This window comes from Mycobacterium sp. E796 (assembly GCF_001672815.1).
Lineage (GTDB): Bacteria > Actinomycetota > Actinomycetes > Mycobacteriales > Mycobacteriaceae > Mycobacterium.
In genome coordinates, this window is the sequence record NZ_LZKK01000176.1 from 17,673 (window position 1) to 33,760 (window position 16,088).

Here is a 16,088-nt window from a genome sequence, read left to right on the forward strand (position 1 = left end):
ATGTTGGACGTCGCGGCCATCCGTGCCGACTTCCCGATCCTCAAGCGCATCATGCGCGGCGGAAACCAGTTGGCGTACTTGGATTCCGGCGCGACCTCGCAGCGTCCGCTGCAGGTGCTCGACGCCGAGCGGGAATTTCTACTGACCTCCAACGGCGCGGTGCATCGCGGGGCGCACCAGCTGATGGAGGAGGCCACGGACGCCTACGAGCAGGGGCGATCCGATATCGCGGCTTTCGTGGGCGCCGACGCCGACGAGCTGGTGTTCACCAAGAACGCCACCGAGGCGCTCAACCTGGTGTCATACGTGCTGGGCGACAACCGTTTCGAGCACGCCGTCGGGCCCGGCGATGTCATCGTCACAACCGAGCTCGAGCACCACGCCAACCTGGTCCCGTGGCAGGAGCTGGCCCGGCGCACCGGGGCGACGTTGCGCTGGTACGGCGTCACGGATGACGGGCGCATCGATCTCGACTCGCTGCAACTCGACGAGCGAGTCAAAGTCCTTGCGTTCAGCCACCATTCGAACGTCACCGGAGCCGTCGCGCCGGTGGGCGAGCTGGTCGGGCGCGCCAAGGCCGTGGGGGCGCTGACGGTGCTGGACGCCTGCCAGTCGGTGCCGCACCGGCCGGTCGATTTCCACGCGCTCGACGTCGACTTCGCGGCGTTCTCCGGCCACAAGATGCTGGGCCCCACCGGGATCGGCGTGCTGTACGGGCGTGGCGAGCTGTTATCGTCCGCGCCGCCATTTCTCACCGGCGGTTCGATGATCGAGACGGTCGCCATGGAGGTCAGCACCTACGCGGCGCCGCCGCAGCGCTTCGAGGCCGGCACCCCGATGACCTCCCAGGTGGTCGGATTGGCCGCCGCCGCACGCTATCTCGGCGCCATCGGCATGGACGCGGTGGAGGCCCACGAACGCGAGCTGGTCGCCGCGGCCATCGACGGCCTGTCCGGCATCGACGGCCTGCGCATCGTCGGCCCGACGTCGACGGAGAACCGGGGCTCCCCGGTGGCGTTCGTCGTCGACGGCGTGCACGCCCACGACGTCGGGCAGGTGCTCGACGACGACGGCGTGGCGGTGCGGGTGGGCCACCACTGCGCCCTGCCGCTGCACCGCCGGTTCGGCGTGGCGGCGACCGCGCGGGCGTCGTTCGCGGTCTACAACACCCACGACGAGGTCGAGCGACTGGTGGCCGGCGTGCGACGCGCGCTGGATTTCTTTGGGAGAGATTGACTTGCGCCTCGAACAGATCTATCAGGACGTGATCCTCGATCACTACAAGCACCCGCAGCACCGGGGGCTGCGGGAGCCGTTCGGCGCGCAGGTGCACCACGTAAACCCCGTCTGCGGTGACGAGATCACCCTGCGGGTCGCGCTGTCCGACGACGGGGAAACCGTCACCGACGTCTCGTACGACGGGCAGGGCTGTTCGATCAGCCAGGCGTCGACGTCGGTGCTGACCCAGCAGGTGATCGGCCGCAGCGTCGGTGAGGCACTCAAGACCACCACCGCGTTCAGCGAGATGGTGTCCTCACGCGGCACCATCGACGGCGACGAGGACGTGTTGGGCGACGGGGTCGCGTTCGCCGGCGTCGCCAAATATCCGGCGCGGGTTAAGTGCGCGCTGCTCGGCTGGATGGCTTTCAAGGACGCCCTGGCTCAGGCCAGCGCAGGCTTCGAGGAGGACCAAAAATGAGCGAAACCACCGCACCGAACGACGAGTTCCTCGCCGACGTCGAGGAGGCGATGCGCGACGTCGTCGACCCCGAATTGGGCATCAACGTCGTCGATCTCGGACTGGTTTACGGCCTCAACGTGGAAGAGGGCGACGAGGGAACCGTCGCCCTGATCGACATGACGTTGACGTCGGCGGCGTGCCCGCTGACCGACGTCATCGAGGACCAGTCGCGCAGCGCGCTGGTCGGCAGCGGTCTGGTCGACGACCTGCGGATCAACTGGGTGTGGAACCCGCCGTGGGGACCCGACAAGATCACCGAGGACGGTCGCGAGCAGCTACGCGCCCTCGGCTTCACCGTCTGAGTCCCGCGCGTCCCCGTCACAGGTGGAAGGGGAGATGGGGCAGGTGCAGGTGGTGGTGCGGGTGACCCATCGGCGGGCACGTCTCCAGGCTGATGGTCATCGCGTGCAGCACGCCGGCGTCCTGAATTCCCTGCGCCCCCATGCACTTTCCGTTCGTGATCGCCTGGGCGTCCGAAGCCGTCTGCTTCTGATAGGACGTCGTGTCGGCGACCGTCACGTTCGTGGGCGTCGGCTGGGCGCCGATACCGCTTACCGCGATGGTGTTGCCGGAGACCGAGCTGACCGTGCCGTAGAACCCGGCGGGCGGCGGGCACTTGCCGTCGACGGCTCCGGTGACCGTCACCGATTGGGCGGTGACCGCGCCGGGGGTTGGCGCGCTCTGCGGGGTGGCGCGCACGTTGACGCAGCTGCCGGGGGTTACGTCGCTCAGCTGGGCCGGCGAGGTCTCGACGACCCTGGTCTGCGGCGTGAAGTCCACGGTGGCCGACCCGGTCCGCGTCCTTAGCTGGATCGTCCCGCCTGAGACCGACTGGACCAGGCCCTCGACGTAGTCCTTCGGGGCGGGGGGCGGCGGGGGAGCCGGTGGGGGCACCGCGCCGGCCGCCGGGCTGCGCGGGGTCGCCGTCACCGTCGGCTTTGCGGTGGTGCCGGTGTTGCTCGCCGTGCCGCCGGAGTGGCACATCGCGACGCTCAACGCGATGAACCCGACGATCGCGACGAGCGCGATTTGAGCCAGCCGAGGCTTCACGCTGGTGGCAGGCATCGACGCGGCTCCGATCGTGGCTTACAGACGTTTAGCCGGCGGGTACCCACTTGGGGCGAGAATTCACCGTCCCGTAACCCAGGTCACGGGCCGCTGCTGTGGGCGTCACTCACAGATTGATGGCGTTCCCGGTCAGGGCGTGAAAGCACTCCTGGAGCCCTTCACCGAGTGTGGGATGAGTGTGGACGTTTCGTGCCAGCTCGGTGGCGGTCAGGTCCCACAGCTGCGCCAGCGTCAACTCGGGGAGGAGCTCGCTGACTTCGCTACCCACCAAATGCGCTCCCAGAATCTCGCCATACGCGTCGTCGGCAACCACCTTGATGAAACCGCCCCGTTCACCCAGTCCGTGGGCCTTGGCGCTGGCCTGCATGGGAAATGTAGCGACCCGCAAGCGGTGACCGGCCGCACGGGCTTGTTCTTCGGTGTATCCGAAGCTGGCGACTTGCGGTTGGCAAAAGGTCACTCGCGGCATCATCCGGTAGTCCAGTGGCATCGTTTCTGCGCCAGCGATCGTTTCGGCGGCGATCACACCTTGGGCCGAAGCGACATGGGCCAGTTGAACTTTGGCGGTGACGTCACCAACGGCGTAGATATGCGGCGCGGACGTTCGCATGTAGTCGTCGATATCGATAGCGCCACCGGCACTGAGACGCACTCCGGCGGCGTCGAGACCGATTCCCTCGACGTTGGGACGAAAACCGATGCAGATGAAAGCCCGCGCGGCACGCGCGATCGCGGACGTTCCGTCAGCACCGGTATGGCTGACGACGACATGGTCGCCGTGGTCGATGACCTTGTCGACCCGGGTGGACGTGTGAATCGCGATCCCGCGCCGTCGGTAGTGCCGCTGAAGTTCTCGTGAAACATCCGCATCTTCGCCAGGAAGGACACGGTCGGTGAATTCCAGGATCTCGACGTGTACACCGTAACTGTGGAGGATGTAGGCGAATTCCATGCCGATGCTCCCTCCGCCGATGATCACGATCGATTCGGGCAGGTCGGCGCTGAGAATCTGCTGTTCATAGGTGACGATGTTGTCGCTGAGGGCAACCCCAGGCAGCATGCGCACGCGCGATCCGGTCGCGATGACGGCGTGGTCGAAGGTCGCTGATGTGGTGCCCCCCTCACGCAGGTCTATGTGGACGCCGTGGGGACTGGTCAAACGGCCACGGCCGTTAATCTCAGCGATGTTGTTCTTGCGCATCAAGAAGTGCACGCCGCGGACCCGAGCCTCGGCCACTTCGCGGCTGCGTGACACGGCACGCTCGTAGTCGAGACTCACGGCGCCGCGGATGCCGAACGTGGCGGGCTGGTGGGTGATGATGGAGGCGATTTCTGCATTGCGCAGCAATGCTTTTGAGGGAACACAGCCCGTGTTGAGGCAAACCCCGCCCCAATAGCGTTCCTCGACTATCCCGACGGTCATGCCAAGCTGGGCGGCGCGGATGGCGGCCACGTATCCCCCCGAGCCGGCGCCGAGGACGAGGAGACCGTAGTGTTCGCCGGCCCGCGGGGTCAACACGGCTCCCGTTCTACGGCATGCAACTTCATCAGGGGGAGTTCCAGTTTGATGGGGTGCGGCCGTTCTTTTCGCGGGTCGCATCGACGGCGTCCGCCAGCAACCACAGCGCTAAGCCGAGGAGCGCGATGTCCTTCATCAAGAATTCCCCGTCTGCGGACAAAACGGGAAAGCCGCCGGCAGACGCCTCGCCGACGCCGGGGGTCGTGATCATGAAACTCAGGGTGGTCACGAAGAACAGGGAGGCGAAGATGCCGCCCACCACGGAAGCTTTCGGGAACCAAGGCTTGAGGGCCAGCAACGCTGCAGTAGTCAATTCCAGTGATCCGTTCACCCGACCAAAGGTGTCGATAGACATGGCTTCGTAGACCCAACCCAAGAAGGGGCTATGCGCCACCCAATGCGAAATACCTTGAGATTCATAGTTTGTGAATTTCATGGCGCCAAACCAGGCCAGGACTATGACCAGGCCATACCGTGCGACGAGTGGCGCGATACCGGTCGTTCGAGGCTTTCCTCGGCCGGCGCTCGTCATGGTGGTGGCCTCGCTCTGTGACATGCCGTCTCCATTCTGTGTTTCGCGGCGGCTGCGGTCGCGGCTCAGCTCGACGACCACTGTCTCTGCGCAGCGGGTGAGTTGTCCTCGCCCCCGCACGCAATCCACCCGGGTGAGAGCGCGATAGCGGCAACGGGCGGACTAAGGTGTGCTTCCGGTCGAGTTCATCGGCGCACACGCCGGCTCCGGTAGGTCTAGGTCCGCCTTGCTCAGGCGATAGACCTGCAGCGTGAGGTTGTAGTACTTGTCGGTCTCGCCGACCCATTCCATGCCCACTCGTCGGGCGGTAGCCACACCGCGGCGATTCTCCGGTCGGACGACTGCGAAAACCTCACTCACACCGAGCTTTTCGAATGCGAGATGGGCAACCGCGTGACCGGCTTCCGCGCCATACCCATGGCCCCAGGCCTTCGGACACAGCTGCCACCCGATCTCTAAATCAGTGTCGCCCGGCGGCAACGGAAGCAGTGCCACGCCCCCGAACACGTCTCCGGAGCTTTTGTCGGTGATTGCCCAGCGACCGAGCGGCAGCCCCGTCGGGTCGCGTTCGGCGAGCCACGTCGCTAGGACCTGTCGCATTTCGGTCCGACCGACGATGGGGGGCAAAGCCGGACACAACCAACGCGCCACTTCGGCCGCGCCGTATATGGCGTATGCGTCGAGGTCATCATCGAGTTGCCATGGTCGCAGCACCAGCCGGGCTGTCCGGATGCGCCGCGTGTCGGCTTCCCACTCGACGCGGCGATGCTCAATCATTCCGACTCCTAGCCTCGCACCGCCGCAGGCAAATTAGGGCGAGCATCATCCGCAGTTGCGGCTCCTCTGGGCTGCCTGCGTGGCCATTCAGCCAGCTGCTCAGCTTCGCGAGGATCGCCATCGGCAACGCCGACGGGGTCGACACAAGGGCAGTGAGGATGCGCTGGATCACGAGATATCCGTCGCCGCAGCCCAATTCGACGAACGCAACCGTGCGCTCGTAGTCGGTCAGACACGGCTTGATCGCATCGATCAGCGACCATGCCATGTCGTCGTCGGAGATAAACGGCGGGTCAATCATGCCATCGATGGCGACCGGAGTCCGGGGCCTCATGGCGGTATCACCGAAAGCATGTCGTGGTTCCGTTCCCGGTCTTCCTGGCGGTGGCTACCGCTGCGCTGTTCTCGTATCAGGCTGCAAGCGCGTGGGGTGAATCGTCATCACCCGAGTGTCTGTTCACCCGGGTGATTAGCGAGAGGCGTTCGGGCAGGACCCATGCACGGGAATTAAAGCAGGCCGAGTTCTCGCGCCCGGCTAACGGCCGCGCTGCGATGCTCCACGCGCAGCTTGCGGTAAACGGCGCGCTGGTGGCTCTTCACGGTATTGAGCGAGACGTATAGCCGCTCACCGATCTCACGTCGCGATAGCCGGGTGGCGAGCAGGCGAAGAACCTCAAGCTCTTTGGGGGTCAGCTCCTCGTCGGGGGCGTAGCCCTCGTTGCGCGAAGCCACCGTGCCGCCCACGTTGCGCTTGGCCGAAGCGAGCACTGTCGCAGCGACGCCGGCCTCCGCGCTACCGCGCAGGAGGGCGGCGACCTCCTCGGCGATGACCTTTGCGTTGTGGTGGTCGCCGAGTTGCTCGGAGAGTTTCGCCCTGACCGACAGCGTCTTCGCCACCTCGAGGATTGCTCCACCTTGACGCGCCGACGCGACGGCCATGTCGGCGGCGTCCACCGCCGCGGCCGCGTCGCCGCGCATACGGAGCACTTCGGCCGTGGCGAGCGAGACCATTACGTCCACAAGGTGTTCGGCGTCCGTAAGGGGCCGGGAGCTGCCGGAAGCCCGGCGGATCCGGCGTTCGGCGTCGGCGAGCTGATCAGCCTCGGCCGAAATCAGCGCCAGATGGCCCAGCGCGTAGCTGCGGGCGCGACGGTCACCGACATTTTCGGCAAGCTCTACGGCCCGCTGGAAGGCGGCTTGCGCTTCTGCGGTGCTGCCCGAAAAGTAGAGCGCGGATCCATAAGTGCCGTACGCCATTGCCCGGCCCAGGGGCGCTTCGGGGAGATCGAGGGTGATCGCCTGGCGAGCGGTCTCAAGCGCCGCGGTGACTTGAGCCGTCTTGAATGAATGAACCGCGCGCAAGACGACGACTTGAGCGCTGATGGCGTCTGCGGTGTCACCCGCTGATCCGGTCTCGACCGCCTCGATCCACCCTGCGGCGTCATCGAGTCGGCCAACGCTGAGGGCGATCCAGGCGCGGGCCACGCTCAGCCGCGGATCCAATAAAACGGTCTCCTCGGGAAGCAGATCAAGCATGCCGGCGACGGTCGACAAGCCGCCCCCGTTGAACTCGTCGACCCAGTCCGCGGCGATCAGATCAGCACTGCGCGCGACGTCTCCGCCGGCGACCAGGTGCCGGACCGCCTCGTCGATCAGGCCCTCGCTCTCGAACCACGTTGCGGCTCGTCGATGCAGTTCGGGGACGAGGTCTGGCTCGCTGCGACGCAGCTCGGTGCGCAGCAATTCTCCGAACAGCTGGTGATAGCGATACCAGTGACGCGCCATGTCGAGCGGCACTACAAACAGGTTTTCGCGCTCGATCTTCTCCAAGTTCGCGGCCGAATCGGATGTTTGCAATATCGCGTCGCACAGCGGACCGCTGAGTCGTCCCAAGACCGAGGTACGTAGCAAAAAGCTGCGCAATTCAGGTGGCTGACCCTCGAGCACCTCGGCCATCAAGTAGTCGACAATGTGACGGTTGTCGCCTGCGAATGTTCTGATGAACGCCGGCGCATCAACACGGCCGGCAAGGGACAGGGCGGCAAGATAGAGGCCGGCAGCCCAGCCTTCGGTGCGTCGGTGCAACAGTTTGATATCTTCGTCGGCCAAGTCCAGCCCGAGGACACCGTTCAGTAGGTGGACGGCCTCATCAGGCCCGAAACGTAAATCATCAGTTCGCATCTCGGCGAGCTCGCCGCTGGCCCGCAGCCGAGCCAACGGCAGCATCGGATCCGATCGGGTCGCCAGTACCAAGTGCAGATCGGCCGGCATTCGGCTGATAAAGAATGCAAGCTGCTCATGGACCGCTCGACTGACCACCAGGTGATAGTCGTCGAGGATGAGCGCCATCGGACCGTCGACAGTGTCCAGATCATTCAGCAAGGTCGGCAGCACGACCTGCACCGGGTCGGCGCCCATCGCCAGCAGTTCGACCGCGCGTATCCCCACCGCCGGACTGATCTTCTGCAGCGCGGCGATCACGTACATCCAGAACCACACCGGGTCGTTGTCGGAGGAATCGAGGGACAGCCAGCCGAATCGCTGATCGTTGTCAGCACCGAGGACCCACTGAGCCAGCAATGTCGTCTTGCCCCATCCCGCCGGCGCACTCAGCAGTGTCAGCCGGCGGCGGCGCCCCGCCGACAGTGCGTCAAGCAAGGTGGTCCGGTGAACCAGTTGGGCACCGACGGCAGGGATGTGCAGCTTGGTGCCGAGCAGGACCGCTCGCGCGGCGGCTTCTCCAAAGCCGTTGTCCCTGCGGCCATCCGGGCCGGTCATGTGCGAACTCCCCGAATCGATTGAACCGAGCGTTCGGACGCCAACACTCGGCGTTGCCGCATCCTGGGTGGGTGCCGGCCTCTCCGGTTCCCCGCTCTTCTCTGCGGGGTCGGGCGGGCTCGTTCTGCGCGGCGATCGCGGTGAGGCTATTGAATCAGAACCGTTTTCGGTGATTACCTCCGGCGCACGCCTGCGGTTCCCGCTTGGGCTGGCAGCCCCGCGTCCCGCCAAGGGCTCGAGGACTTTCTCGTGAGCCGCGCTCACGCTCTGCCCGCTCACCGTATTTCTCCTCTCCCGCATCGATGCGTCGGCTCCGCCGGCTCATCACGGTCGTCGCGACACCAACACGTAACCACCGACGCCGAACACCACCGGCAACATCATCAACATTCCCAACAACGTGCTCATCATCGTTCTCTCGATCCGCCCATGTCAGGGCTCAATCACTACGTTGGCAGCGCGGCGCGGCCGTCACCATCGACCAGCGGATGATCATTAGGGCTGGGGCGGTGTATGCGTAGTGGCCTGGATATTTGACGGGCTGGTCAATCAGCGCCGCGCATGAGCTGCGCCAATTGGGCGCGGGAAGTAATGCCCAGTTTTGCAAATGCGTTGTGCACGTGGGTCTTCACGGTGTGGGGGGACAGGTTCAGTTGCTGCGCGACGGAGCGGTTGGTCGCCCCTTCGGCGATCAGGTTGACGACCTTTAGTTCGGAGTCGGTGAGGCTGTCCCAGCCGGTTTTTGCCCGCGGGTGCGTGGCGATGCGCCGTTCCGCGCCCAAGCTGCGCAGCATGCGGCCGACGCGGCGGGCATCGGCGGTCGCCCCACACTCGATGTAGGTGTCGAACGCCGCGTTCAGCTGGTCGAGTGCCTCGGCGTTGCGCTGCGTGCGACTCAGCTCGCCGCCGGCATCCTCGGCGGCGCTGGCGTAGAGCAGCGGGCGCGGGAATGCGCGAAGTGACTCCGCGACAGCCACCAAGGCCTGGGCATCGTGTTCGAGGATGCCGCGGGCATATCCGGCCACCGCGGCGAAGAGCGGCACCGCGGGCTGCTCACGCTCAAGCACCTCGGTGGCCTGCAGGACCCGCGCGCGCAAGCCGGCATCACCAGCGGCCGAGGCCACCCGCGCACCCAAGATCAGCCGAACCAGTGCGTGGGGGAACAGAGGTGTCGCCAAAAGGATGACGTCGCCGAGCCAGCGCGTCGCGTCGTGAATGTCGTCGCGCTGCCACGCCGCCCGCGCGAGCACATACGCCGAGCCGCGTCGAATGCCGGCGGAGCCAGCGGAGTGCGCTTGGCGCGCATCATTGACCATCTGCTGCAGCAGGTTCCGGTCATCGGTGTGCACCGCCACCTCGGCGAGAATCACCGTGCGGAGGACGTCGTGCTCGGTTGCCCCTGTCGGCTGTGGGGGCGGAAGGGACTCCGTCGCGTCGCGAGCGGCCGACAGCCGGCCCGCAGCGAGGTGGACAAGTCCGCTGAAGACGGCCCACATGGCGAGGGCCATCGCGTTGCCTTCTTGGCGGGCTTGCCCTATTCCGTCGGCAACCCGGGCCGCGGCGTCGTCCAACCGGCCGACGACTGCCAGCAGGTTTGCGTTGTACATTCCGGCATACGCATGCGCCAACGCCGTTTCATTCGTGCGGGCGAGGGGCCAAAGTTCATCGAAACGGTGTAGCGCGCGCGATGTGTACCCCTCGCCGGCATCGAGCAGAGCGTGGGTGACGCCGGCCATGATCTTGGCCTCCAGATCACCGGTGACCGCCGCGGCCGCGGCCGCTTCGTCGGCGGCCGCGCGCCGTTGCCCGCCCTCGTCGAATATCAGGTTGTACGCCAGCCACGCCAGATGGCGTGCGCGCGTGACCTCGCTGATACCGCTCAAGTCAAGCGCGCGCCGATTCTCCGCCACCCGCCGCTGGTCAGTGTGCTTCGTGTGCACCGGTAGACGGAGACGGATTTCCGCCTCTACTTCGGGCGAGGCCGCCTCCGAGAGCGCCACGTCGGCCAATGCTTCGGCCTCGTCATAGCGGCTGGCCCGGTTGAGCCATCCCACCGTCTCCCCGACCAGGGAAGCATGCTCGGCGTCGTCAGCGGGCAACAGTTCCAACGCGCGCTTGCTCAAGTCCGCGGCCGCGCTCGCGTCGCCGCGGCCGACCGCCTGCGCGGCTTGGCGCAGCGCGTCGATCGCCTCGCGGTCTCCCGGTTCGGCGCTGCGTGCCAGCTGGGTGGCCACCTCGGCCGGCGCCGCGCCCATCCCCAGCATGACCGACGCCGACTGACGCTCCATCGCCCGGCGCAATGACTGCGGCAACGACTGCCGGGTCGCCTCGCGCAGCAGGTCGTGCCGAAACCTCAACCGCTCGCCGTCTTCGACGAAGAGGTCCGCGCGCACCGCCTCCTCCAGCGCCGACAGCAACGACGCCGGCGACCGTTCCAGCATCGCGGCCAATAGTTCCACCGAAAACCGGTCCGGCAGCACCGCGGCCACTCGTACCACCTCCGAAGCAGTATCGGAGAGCACGTCCAATCGCTGCTGCATACTGACTGCCAGACGCCGCGGCAGCCCGTGTCCGATGGCAACTGCCCGCCCGCCGCGAACGTTCAGTCGGTCCTCCTCGCCCAGCCCTCCGACAAGCTCGCTGACCAAAAAGGGGTTTCCGTGCGCCTTGGCGGCCAGATTCAGCAGCGACACATCGGCTTTCGCGCGAACGGCGTCTTGGACCATGTCGGCAACCGCGTCGGGCGTGATGGCCCCCAATCGCAAGAACGTGGCATTCGCGCGTTGCAGCACCGACAAGGTCTCCTGCACGGCCGGCCCGCCGGCCCCGGTACGGGCGGTGAATACCCACAACACCGCCGCATCCGGCCGCGCGGTGGCCATCGACCGCAGCGCCAACAGCGTGCCGTTATCGGCCCAGTGAATGTCCTCGAGCACAATGACCAGCGGGCTCTGCACTGCGGCAGCGTGAATGGCGTCGGCTAAATCGTGCACAACCCAATAGCGCAAATCGGCCGAGCCGCCTAGCTGGCGCAGCGCCTCGGCGTCGCCTACCGGGGGATCGGCGTTGAGGGTGGCCATAAACAACGAGAAAAACGGCACCGTTTGCTGATACTCGAACGCCTCCCCGAATAGAGTGCGTACCTCAGCCTTGTCGGCCAGCACCAACACCTCGGTCAGCAACCGGCTTTTTCCGATGCCGGGCGGACCCTCGATGACCAGGACGCCCCCGCGCCCCTGAGCGACCGCCGCGATCAGGGTGCCGATCAGTTTGAGCTCGTCTGAGCGCCCCCGGATCGGCGGAGTGACCAGCCGCTGACCACCGACATCGAAAATGCCAGTTGAAGCCCCCATCTGGTGTCCTGTTCACGATCTGCCGGACTGCCACTCAAGTGGACGTCATTCTAGCCCGCCGACCTCGCGCGTCCGATTTGCTGTCGATCAATCAGCGCCATGGATGAGCTGCGCCAATTCTGCGCGCGACGCGATGCCGAGTTTGGCGAAGGCATTGTGTAGGTGCGTCTTCACGGTGTTAGGGGAGAGGTGTAGTTGCTGCGCGACGGAGCGGTTGGTCGCGCCTTCGCCGATGAGGTTGATGACCTTGATTTCGGAGTCGGTGAGGCTGTCCCAGCCGGTTCTTGCCCGCGGGTGCGTGATGCGCCGTTCCACGCCTGATCGGCGTAGCGTGCGGCCGACCCGGCGGGCATCGGCAATCGCTTCGCACTCGATGTATGTGTCGAATGCTGCATTCAGGAGCTCGAGCGCCTCGGCGTTGCGTTGTGTGCGACTCAGCTCGGCGCCGGCGTCCTCGGCAGCGCTCGCGTATAGCAGCGGACGCGCCGACGAGTGCAGCGATTCCGCTGCAGCCACCAATGCCTCGGCATCACGCTCGAGGATCCCGCGGGTGTGTTGGGCGACTGTCGAGAACAACCGAACTCCGGGTCGCTCACGTTCGAGCACCTCAACGGCGTCCAGGAGACGTGCCCGCAGGCCGGCGTCACCGGCGGCCGACGCCACGCGCGCGGTCAAGGTGAGCTGATCCAAGACGGTGGGCAAGAACGGTGTCATAAGGAGCGGGATATCGTCGCCGAGCCAGCGAACCGCTTCATGAACGTCGTCGCGCTGCCACGCCGCCAGACCCAGCGCGCACGCCGATCCGCGACGCACAGCAGGTGAACCGTTGGAGTACGCGTCGCGCGCCTCGTTCATTGTCTCCACCAACAGCGTTCGGTCGTCGGTGCGCGCCGCCACCTCCGCCAGGGTGAACGTGCGCATTGCGTTGACAAAAGTCGACCCCGGTCGCTCCGGCGTTGGCAGGCGCTCGATCGCCGCACGGGCAGCCGCCAACCGGCCCTCAGCCAGCCGCACCACCCCCGCCATCAGGGCCCAGATGTGGAGCGCCATTCCATCGCGTTCCTTTTGCGATGCTTCTGTGCTGGTCGCGATCAGTGCCGCGGCGTCTTCCGACCTTCCAACCACAGCAAGCAGGTTTGCCAGGTGGCATGCGGCGAGGTTATGCGTGGTCATGTCGCCCGCGGGGGGCAGCGCTCGAAGTTCCTCAACGCGGCGTAGACCGCGGACCGCATACCCATCCGCGCAGTCGAGGTAGGCAAGCGCGACGGCCGACAGAATTCTCGACTCGAGATCGCCGGTGGATGCGGCGGCGGCCGCCGCGTCGTTGGCTGCCACGGTGTCCTGTCCATGCTGGCCGTACATCGTAAGGTTGTACGCCAGCCATGCGCGGTGCCGTGCCCGGGTGACGTCGCTCAGGTCCGGCAACTGAAGTGCGCGGCGGTTCTCTTCGATGTGTCGCGTCGTCGTATCTGTGATCGCCGTCCGGAGCCGGAGGAGAATCTTGGCCTCTTCTTCGGGCTCCACCGCGGCCGACAGGGTAGTGCTGGCCAACCTTTGCGCCTCCTCATAGCGCGTGGCGCGATTGAGTAGCACGATCGTTTCCGTGACGAGTGGCCCACGCCCCGGGTCTTGCGCAGGCTGAAGCTCCAAAGCGCGCTTGCTCAAATCCGCCGCCGCGCCCGGATCGCTGTTGGCGACGGACTGAGCGGCTTCGCGGAGTGCGGCGATCGCAGCCTGATCGCCCACGTCAGCGCTGCGAGCGAGCTGCGTTGCGACCTCCTCGGGCGCCGCGCCCATGTCGAGCATGACGGTCGCCGATTGCCGCTCCATCGCCCGCCGCAGCGCCCGGGGCAAAGACTGCCGCGTCGCTTCGCGCAGCAGATCATGGCGAAACCTCATCTGCTCACCGTCTTCGATCAGCAGGTCGGCGCGTACCGCCTCCTCCACCGCCGATACCAAAGCGGCCGGTCGGCGTTCCAGCATCGCGGCGAGCAGCCGGGCCGAGAATCGGTCGGGCAGAACTGCCGCTACGCGCACGACTTGGCTCGCAGCGTGCGAGAGCTTGTCGAGTCGTTGCTGCATGGTGTCGCTGAGCCGTCGTGGCAGCGCGTCCCCGGTGGCCACCGCGCGGCCGCCGCTGAGGTCGAGCCTGCCCTCCTCGTGCAGCCCCCGCAGCAGTTCCGTCAGCACGAACGGGTTGCCGTGCGCCTTGTCGGCCAGACTTAGCAGTGACGAATCCGCATTGGCGCGCACGGCGTCCTCCACGATGTCGGCGACTGCGCTCGGTGTCATCGCCGTCAACCGGAGAAACTTGGCATCCTCGCGTTCGAGCGCCGTGAGCGTCTCGCGAACGGCGGGCCCGCCAGCGCCGGTTCGTGCAGTAAACACCCACAGCACCGGGGCATCGGTCCTCGTCGCCAGCGACCGCAGCGCAAGCAGGGTGGCGTTATCGGCCCAGTGGATGTCCTCGAGGAGAATCGCCAAGGGTTTTCGGGACGCTGCCGCATGTATGGCGGCTTGTAAATCGCGCACCACCCAATAGCTCAAGTCGGCCGACGTGCCCAAGCGGCGCAGAGCCTCCGCATCACCGACGGGCGGGTCCGCGCGCAGGGTCGCCATGAACAGCGAGAAAAATGGCACGGTCTGCTGGTACTCGAAGGCCTCGCCGAACAGCGCCCGAACACCGGCCTTTTCGGCGCGCGCCATGACCTCGGTCAACAGACGACTTTTCCCTATCCCGGGCGGCCCCTCGATGACCAAGACGCCCCCGCGCCCCTGAGCGACAGCCGCGACCAGCGCGCCGATCACTTCCTGCTCAGCCGCGCGGCCACGAATCGGCGGTGTGCGTACCTGCCCCGCCGGCCTCGCGGTGGTCACTCAGGCCACCACCCACCGACGTGAAGTGGGTGGGCCGAAGAGGTCCAAGTTGTGGTATCCACAGTCCCCGCCACCGCTAGTGCTGGAAGCCAGTGTAGGCGTGTTCCTCCGCCCCTCGAACTGCGGTTACGCGTTACCTGCGCTACCGCAGCAGCCAAATCGAGCTTGCCGGAATTGCTGGTGACTCGTATACCCGTATCGCCACCTGCGACACCACCGAGGCATCGTCACCATCGCTCGGAGCCGACAACGGTCGCGTCGCCGGACCCCCGCCGGAGGACGAGCCGATTGGTGGCGGTACTTTGCGATACCGTCGTTTGAACGTGCGTCATCATCAAATAGATTGTGGTAGTGGGCAATTCGGACCGCGATGGCCGCTGGTGCCGCGTGGCTACAAACAAGGACCGACAGCCGATGTTGACGACCTGGTGGCCGTCAACCGAAGGACTCGGCTTCAGAACTCACCCGGGTGAAACGACGCGGGGGTGATGACGGCACACCCCGCCCGACTGAAGACTGATGTCAGTTCACACGCCGACATGCGTGGCGCGAAGGTCGTCGCCACGGCGTCAACTCTTTTGCCGGGCAAAGCTGAGGACTGCCCGGGAGGAGCCGTCGAGATTGATCAGGAGAAGGGTCCTACCATGCACTTCGATTCCAAGAAGGTCATCGTCGTCGGCGGCAGCGCCGGTATGGGTCGGCAGGTCGCCGTCGATATAGTGCGCCACGGCGGCAGCGCGGTGATCGTCGGCCGGTCGAAAGACCGCGTGGAAGACACCTTGGCCGAGCTGACCGGCGGCGGTGGTCAAGCTTGGGGTGTCACCGCCGAGCTGACGGATCGCGGTGCGGTCGCCGATGTGCGGCGCGTGCTTTCCGAGGACCACAGCGATGCCACACTGTTGGTGAATGCGGCCGGATTCTTCATCCCGAAGCCGTTTCTCGCGTACGACGCGCAGGATTACGACTCCTACATGGAGCTCAACTATGCCCTGTTTTTCCTGACGCAGACCGTCGTTGAGGGCATGGTCGCCCGCGGTGAGGGCGGGTCCATCGTCAACATCGGCAGCATGTGGGCACACCAGGCGATCGGTCTGACGCCGTCGTCGGGATATTCGATGCAAAAGGCGGGCTTGCATGCGCTGACCCACAACCTGGCGATAGAGCTTGCCGGGCACCAGATACGGGTCAACGCGGTGGCGCCCGCGGTCGTCAAGACACCGCTCTACGAGGGCTTCATCCCCAAAGACGAGATCGACGCCACCTTGGCCACATTCGCGCCGGTGACCCAACTGGCCTCGTCAGACAGCAGATACGTCACCGCGTTAGCGACGTCTGCGGGGGTGCCGACTCGTCCGAGCGGATGAAGCGGCGCGAATGTGGCCAAGGTGGCGTCGATCTCGTCTTTGGGGATGAAGCCCTCGTAGAGCGGTGTCTTGACGACCG

General features: G+C 66.0%; 10 protein-coding genes and 3 pseudogenes. 4 read left to right on the forward strand and 9 right to left on the reverse strand.

Annotation, left to right across the window (positions count from 1 at the left end):
* From A5706_RS13055 to A5706_RS13065, 3 genes and pseudogenes are all read left to right on the forward strand, one after another.
* Entirely contained in the window at positions 1-1,236 is a 1,236-nt protein-coding gene (locus A5706_RS13055; RefSeq protein WP_068131160.1) for a cysteine desulfurase, read from the forward strand.
* Positions 1,232-1,718: pseudogene (sufU, locus tag A5706_RS13060) on the forward strand (Fe-S cluster assembly sulfur transfer protein SufU); the annotation flags it as partial. The gene A5706_RS13055 and the pseudogene sufU, both read left to right, overlap by 5 nt.
* Positions 1,696-2,043 (forward strand): metal-sulfur cluster assembly factor, encoded by a 348-nt coding sequence (locus A5706_RS13065; protein ID WP_066929521.1) that lies wholly within the window; start codon positions 1,696-1,698, stop codon positions 2,041-2,043. The pseudogene sufU and the gene A5706_RS13065, both read left to right, overlap by 23 nt.
* A 16-nt stretch (positions 2,044-2,059) precedes the next feature.
* Here A5706_RS13065 and A5706_RS13070 read toward each other — a convergent pair whose 3' ends face one another.
* The 8 genes from A5706_RS13070 to A5706_RS13105 form a co-directional block, all read right to left on the reverse strand.
* Entirely contained in the window at positions 2,060-2,806 is a 747-nt protein-coding gene (locus A5706_RS13070; protein WP_197517821.1) for a DUF5666 domain-containing protein, read from the reverse strand.
* A 109-nt stretch (positions 2,807-2,915) separates the two neighbouring features.
* A complete protein-coding gene (lpdA, locus tag A5706_RS13075; RefSeq protein WP_068131190.1) occupies positions 2,916-4,325 on the reverse strand; it encodes a dihydrolipoyl dehydrogenase in 1,410 nt (469 codons plus the stop codon).
* 31 nt (positions 4,326-4,356) lie between these two features.
* Positions 4,357-4,884 carry a YkgB family protein gene (locus tag A5706_RS13080; protein ID WP_068131193.1) on the reverse strand — a complete coding sequence of 176 codons (528 nt, stop codon included), beginning with the start codon at positions 4,882-4,884 and terminating at the stop codon, positions 4,357-4,359.
* 138 nt (positions 4,885-5,022) lie between these two features.
* The gene (locus A5706_RS13085) at positions 5,023-5,637 is read right to left on the reverse strand and encodes a GNAT family N-acetyltransferase (RefSeq protein WP_068131168.1); all 615 of its coding nucleotides are present in this window, start codon (positions 5,635-5,637) and stop codon (positions 5,023-5,025) included.
* Positions 5,630-5,938: a tryptophanase gene (locus tag A5706_RS13090; RefSeq protein ID WP_068131172.1), complete on the reverse strand. Its 309-nt coding sequence runs from the start codon at positions 5,936-5,938 to the stop codon at positions 5,630-5,632. The genes A5706_RS13085 and A5706_RS13090 overlap by 8 nt, the downstream gene beginning before the upstream one ends.
* A 206-nt stretch (positions 5,939-6,144) precedes the next feature.
* Positions 6,145-8,415 carry a LuxR C-terminal-related transcriptional regulator gene (locus A5706_RS13095; RefSeq protein ID WP_068131175.1) on the reverse strand — a complete coding sequence of 757 codons (2,271 nt, stop codon included), beginning with the start codon at positions 8,413-8,415 and terminating at the stop codon, positions 6,145-6,147.
* Positions 8,416-8,960: 545 nt separating this feature from the next.
* Positions 8,961-11,768: an AAA family ATPase gene (locus A5706_RS13100; RefSeq protein ID WP_068131178.1), complete on the reverse strand. Its 2,808-nt coding sequence runs from the start codon at positions 11,766-11,768 to the stop codon at positions 8,961-8,963.
* An 87-nt stretch (positions 11,769-11,855) separates the two neighbouring features.
* The gene (locus A5706_RS13105; protein WP_068131181.1) at positions 11,856-14,645 is read right to left on the reverse strand and encodes an AAA family ATPase; all 2,790 of its coding nucleotides are present in this window, start codon (positions 14,643-14,645) and stop codon (positions 11,856-11,858) included.
* Between the two features lie 644 nt (positions 14,646-15,289).
* On the opposite strand from A5706_RS13105, the pseudogene A5706_RS13110 reads away from it, so the two are divergent.
* A pseudogene (locus A5706_RS13110) lies at positions 15,290-15,964 on the forward strand (SDR family NAD(P)-dependent oxidoreductase); the annotation flags it as partial.
* Between the two features lie 8 nt (positions 15,965-15,972).
* On the opposite strand, the pseudogene A5706_RS35235 reads toward A5706_RS13110, so the two are convergent.
* Positions 15,973-16,029: pseudogene (locus A5706_RS35235) on the reverse strand (hypothetical protein); the annotation flags it as partial.
* Positions 16,030-16,088 lie beyond the last annotated feature (59 nt).

What these genes read in the sequence shown, in the direction of transcription:
- A5706_RS13055 (WP_068131160.1), top strand. Translation starts at nt 1, where the DNA reads ATGTTGGACGTCGCGGCCATCCGTGCCGACTTCCCGATCCTCAAGCGC.
- A5706_RS13065 (WP_066929521.1), top strand. Translation starts at nt 1,696, where the DNA reads ATGAGCGAAACCACCGCACCGAACGACGAGTTCCTCGCCGACGTCGAG.
- A5706_RS13070 (WP_197517821.1), bottom strand. Translation starts at nt 2,806, where the DNA reads ATGCCTGCCACCAGCGTGAAGCCTCGGCTGGCTCAAATCGCGCTCGTC.
- A5706_RS13080 (WP_068131193.1), bottom strand. Translation starts at nt 4,884, where the DNA reads ATGTCACAGAGCGAGGCCACCACCATGACGAGCGCCGGCCGAGGAAAG.
- A5706_RS13085 (WP_068131168.1), bottom strand. Translation starts at nt 5,637, where the DNA reads ATGATTGAGCATCGCCGCGTCGAGTGGGAAGCCGACACGCGGCGCATC.
- A5706_RS13090 (WP_068131172.1), bottom strand. Translation starts at nt 5,938, where the DNA reads ATGATTGACCCGCCGTTTATCTCCGACGACGACATGGCATGGTCGCTG.
- A5706_RS13095 (WP_068131175.1), bottom strand. Translation starts at nt 8,415, where the DNA reads ATGACCGGCCCGGATGGCCGCAGGGACAACGGCTTTGGAGAAGCCGCC.
- A5706_RS13100 (WP_068131178.1), bottom strand. Translation starts at nt 11,768, where the DNA reads ATGGGGGCTTCAACTGGCATTTTCGATGTCGGTGGTCAGCGGCTGGTC.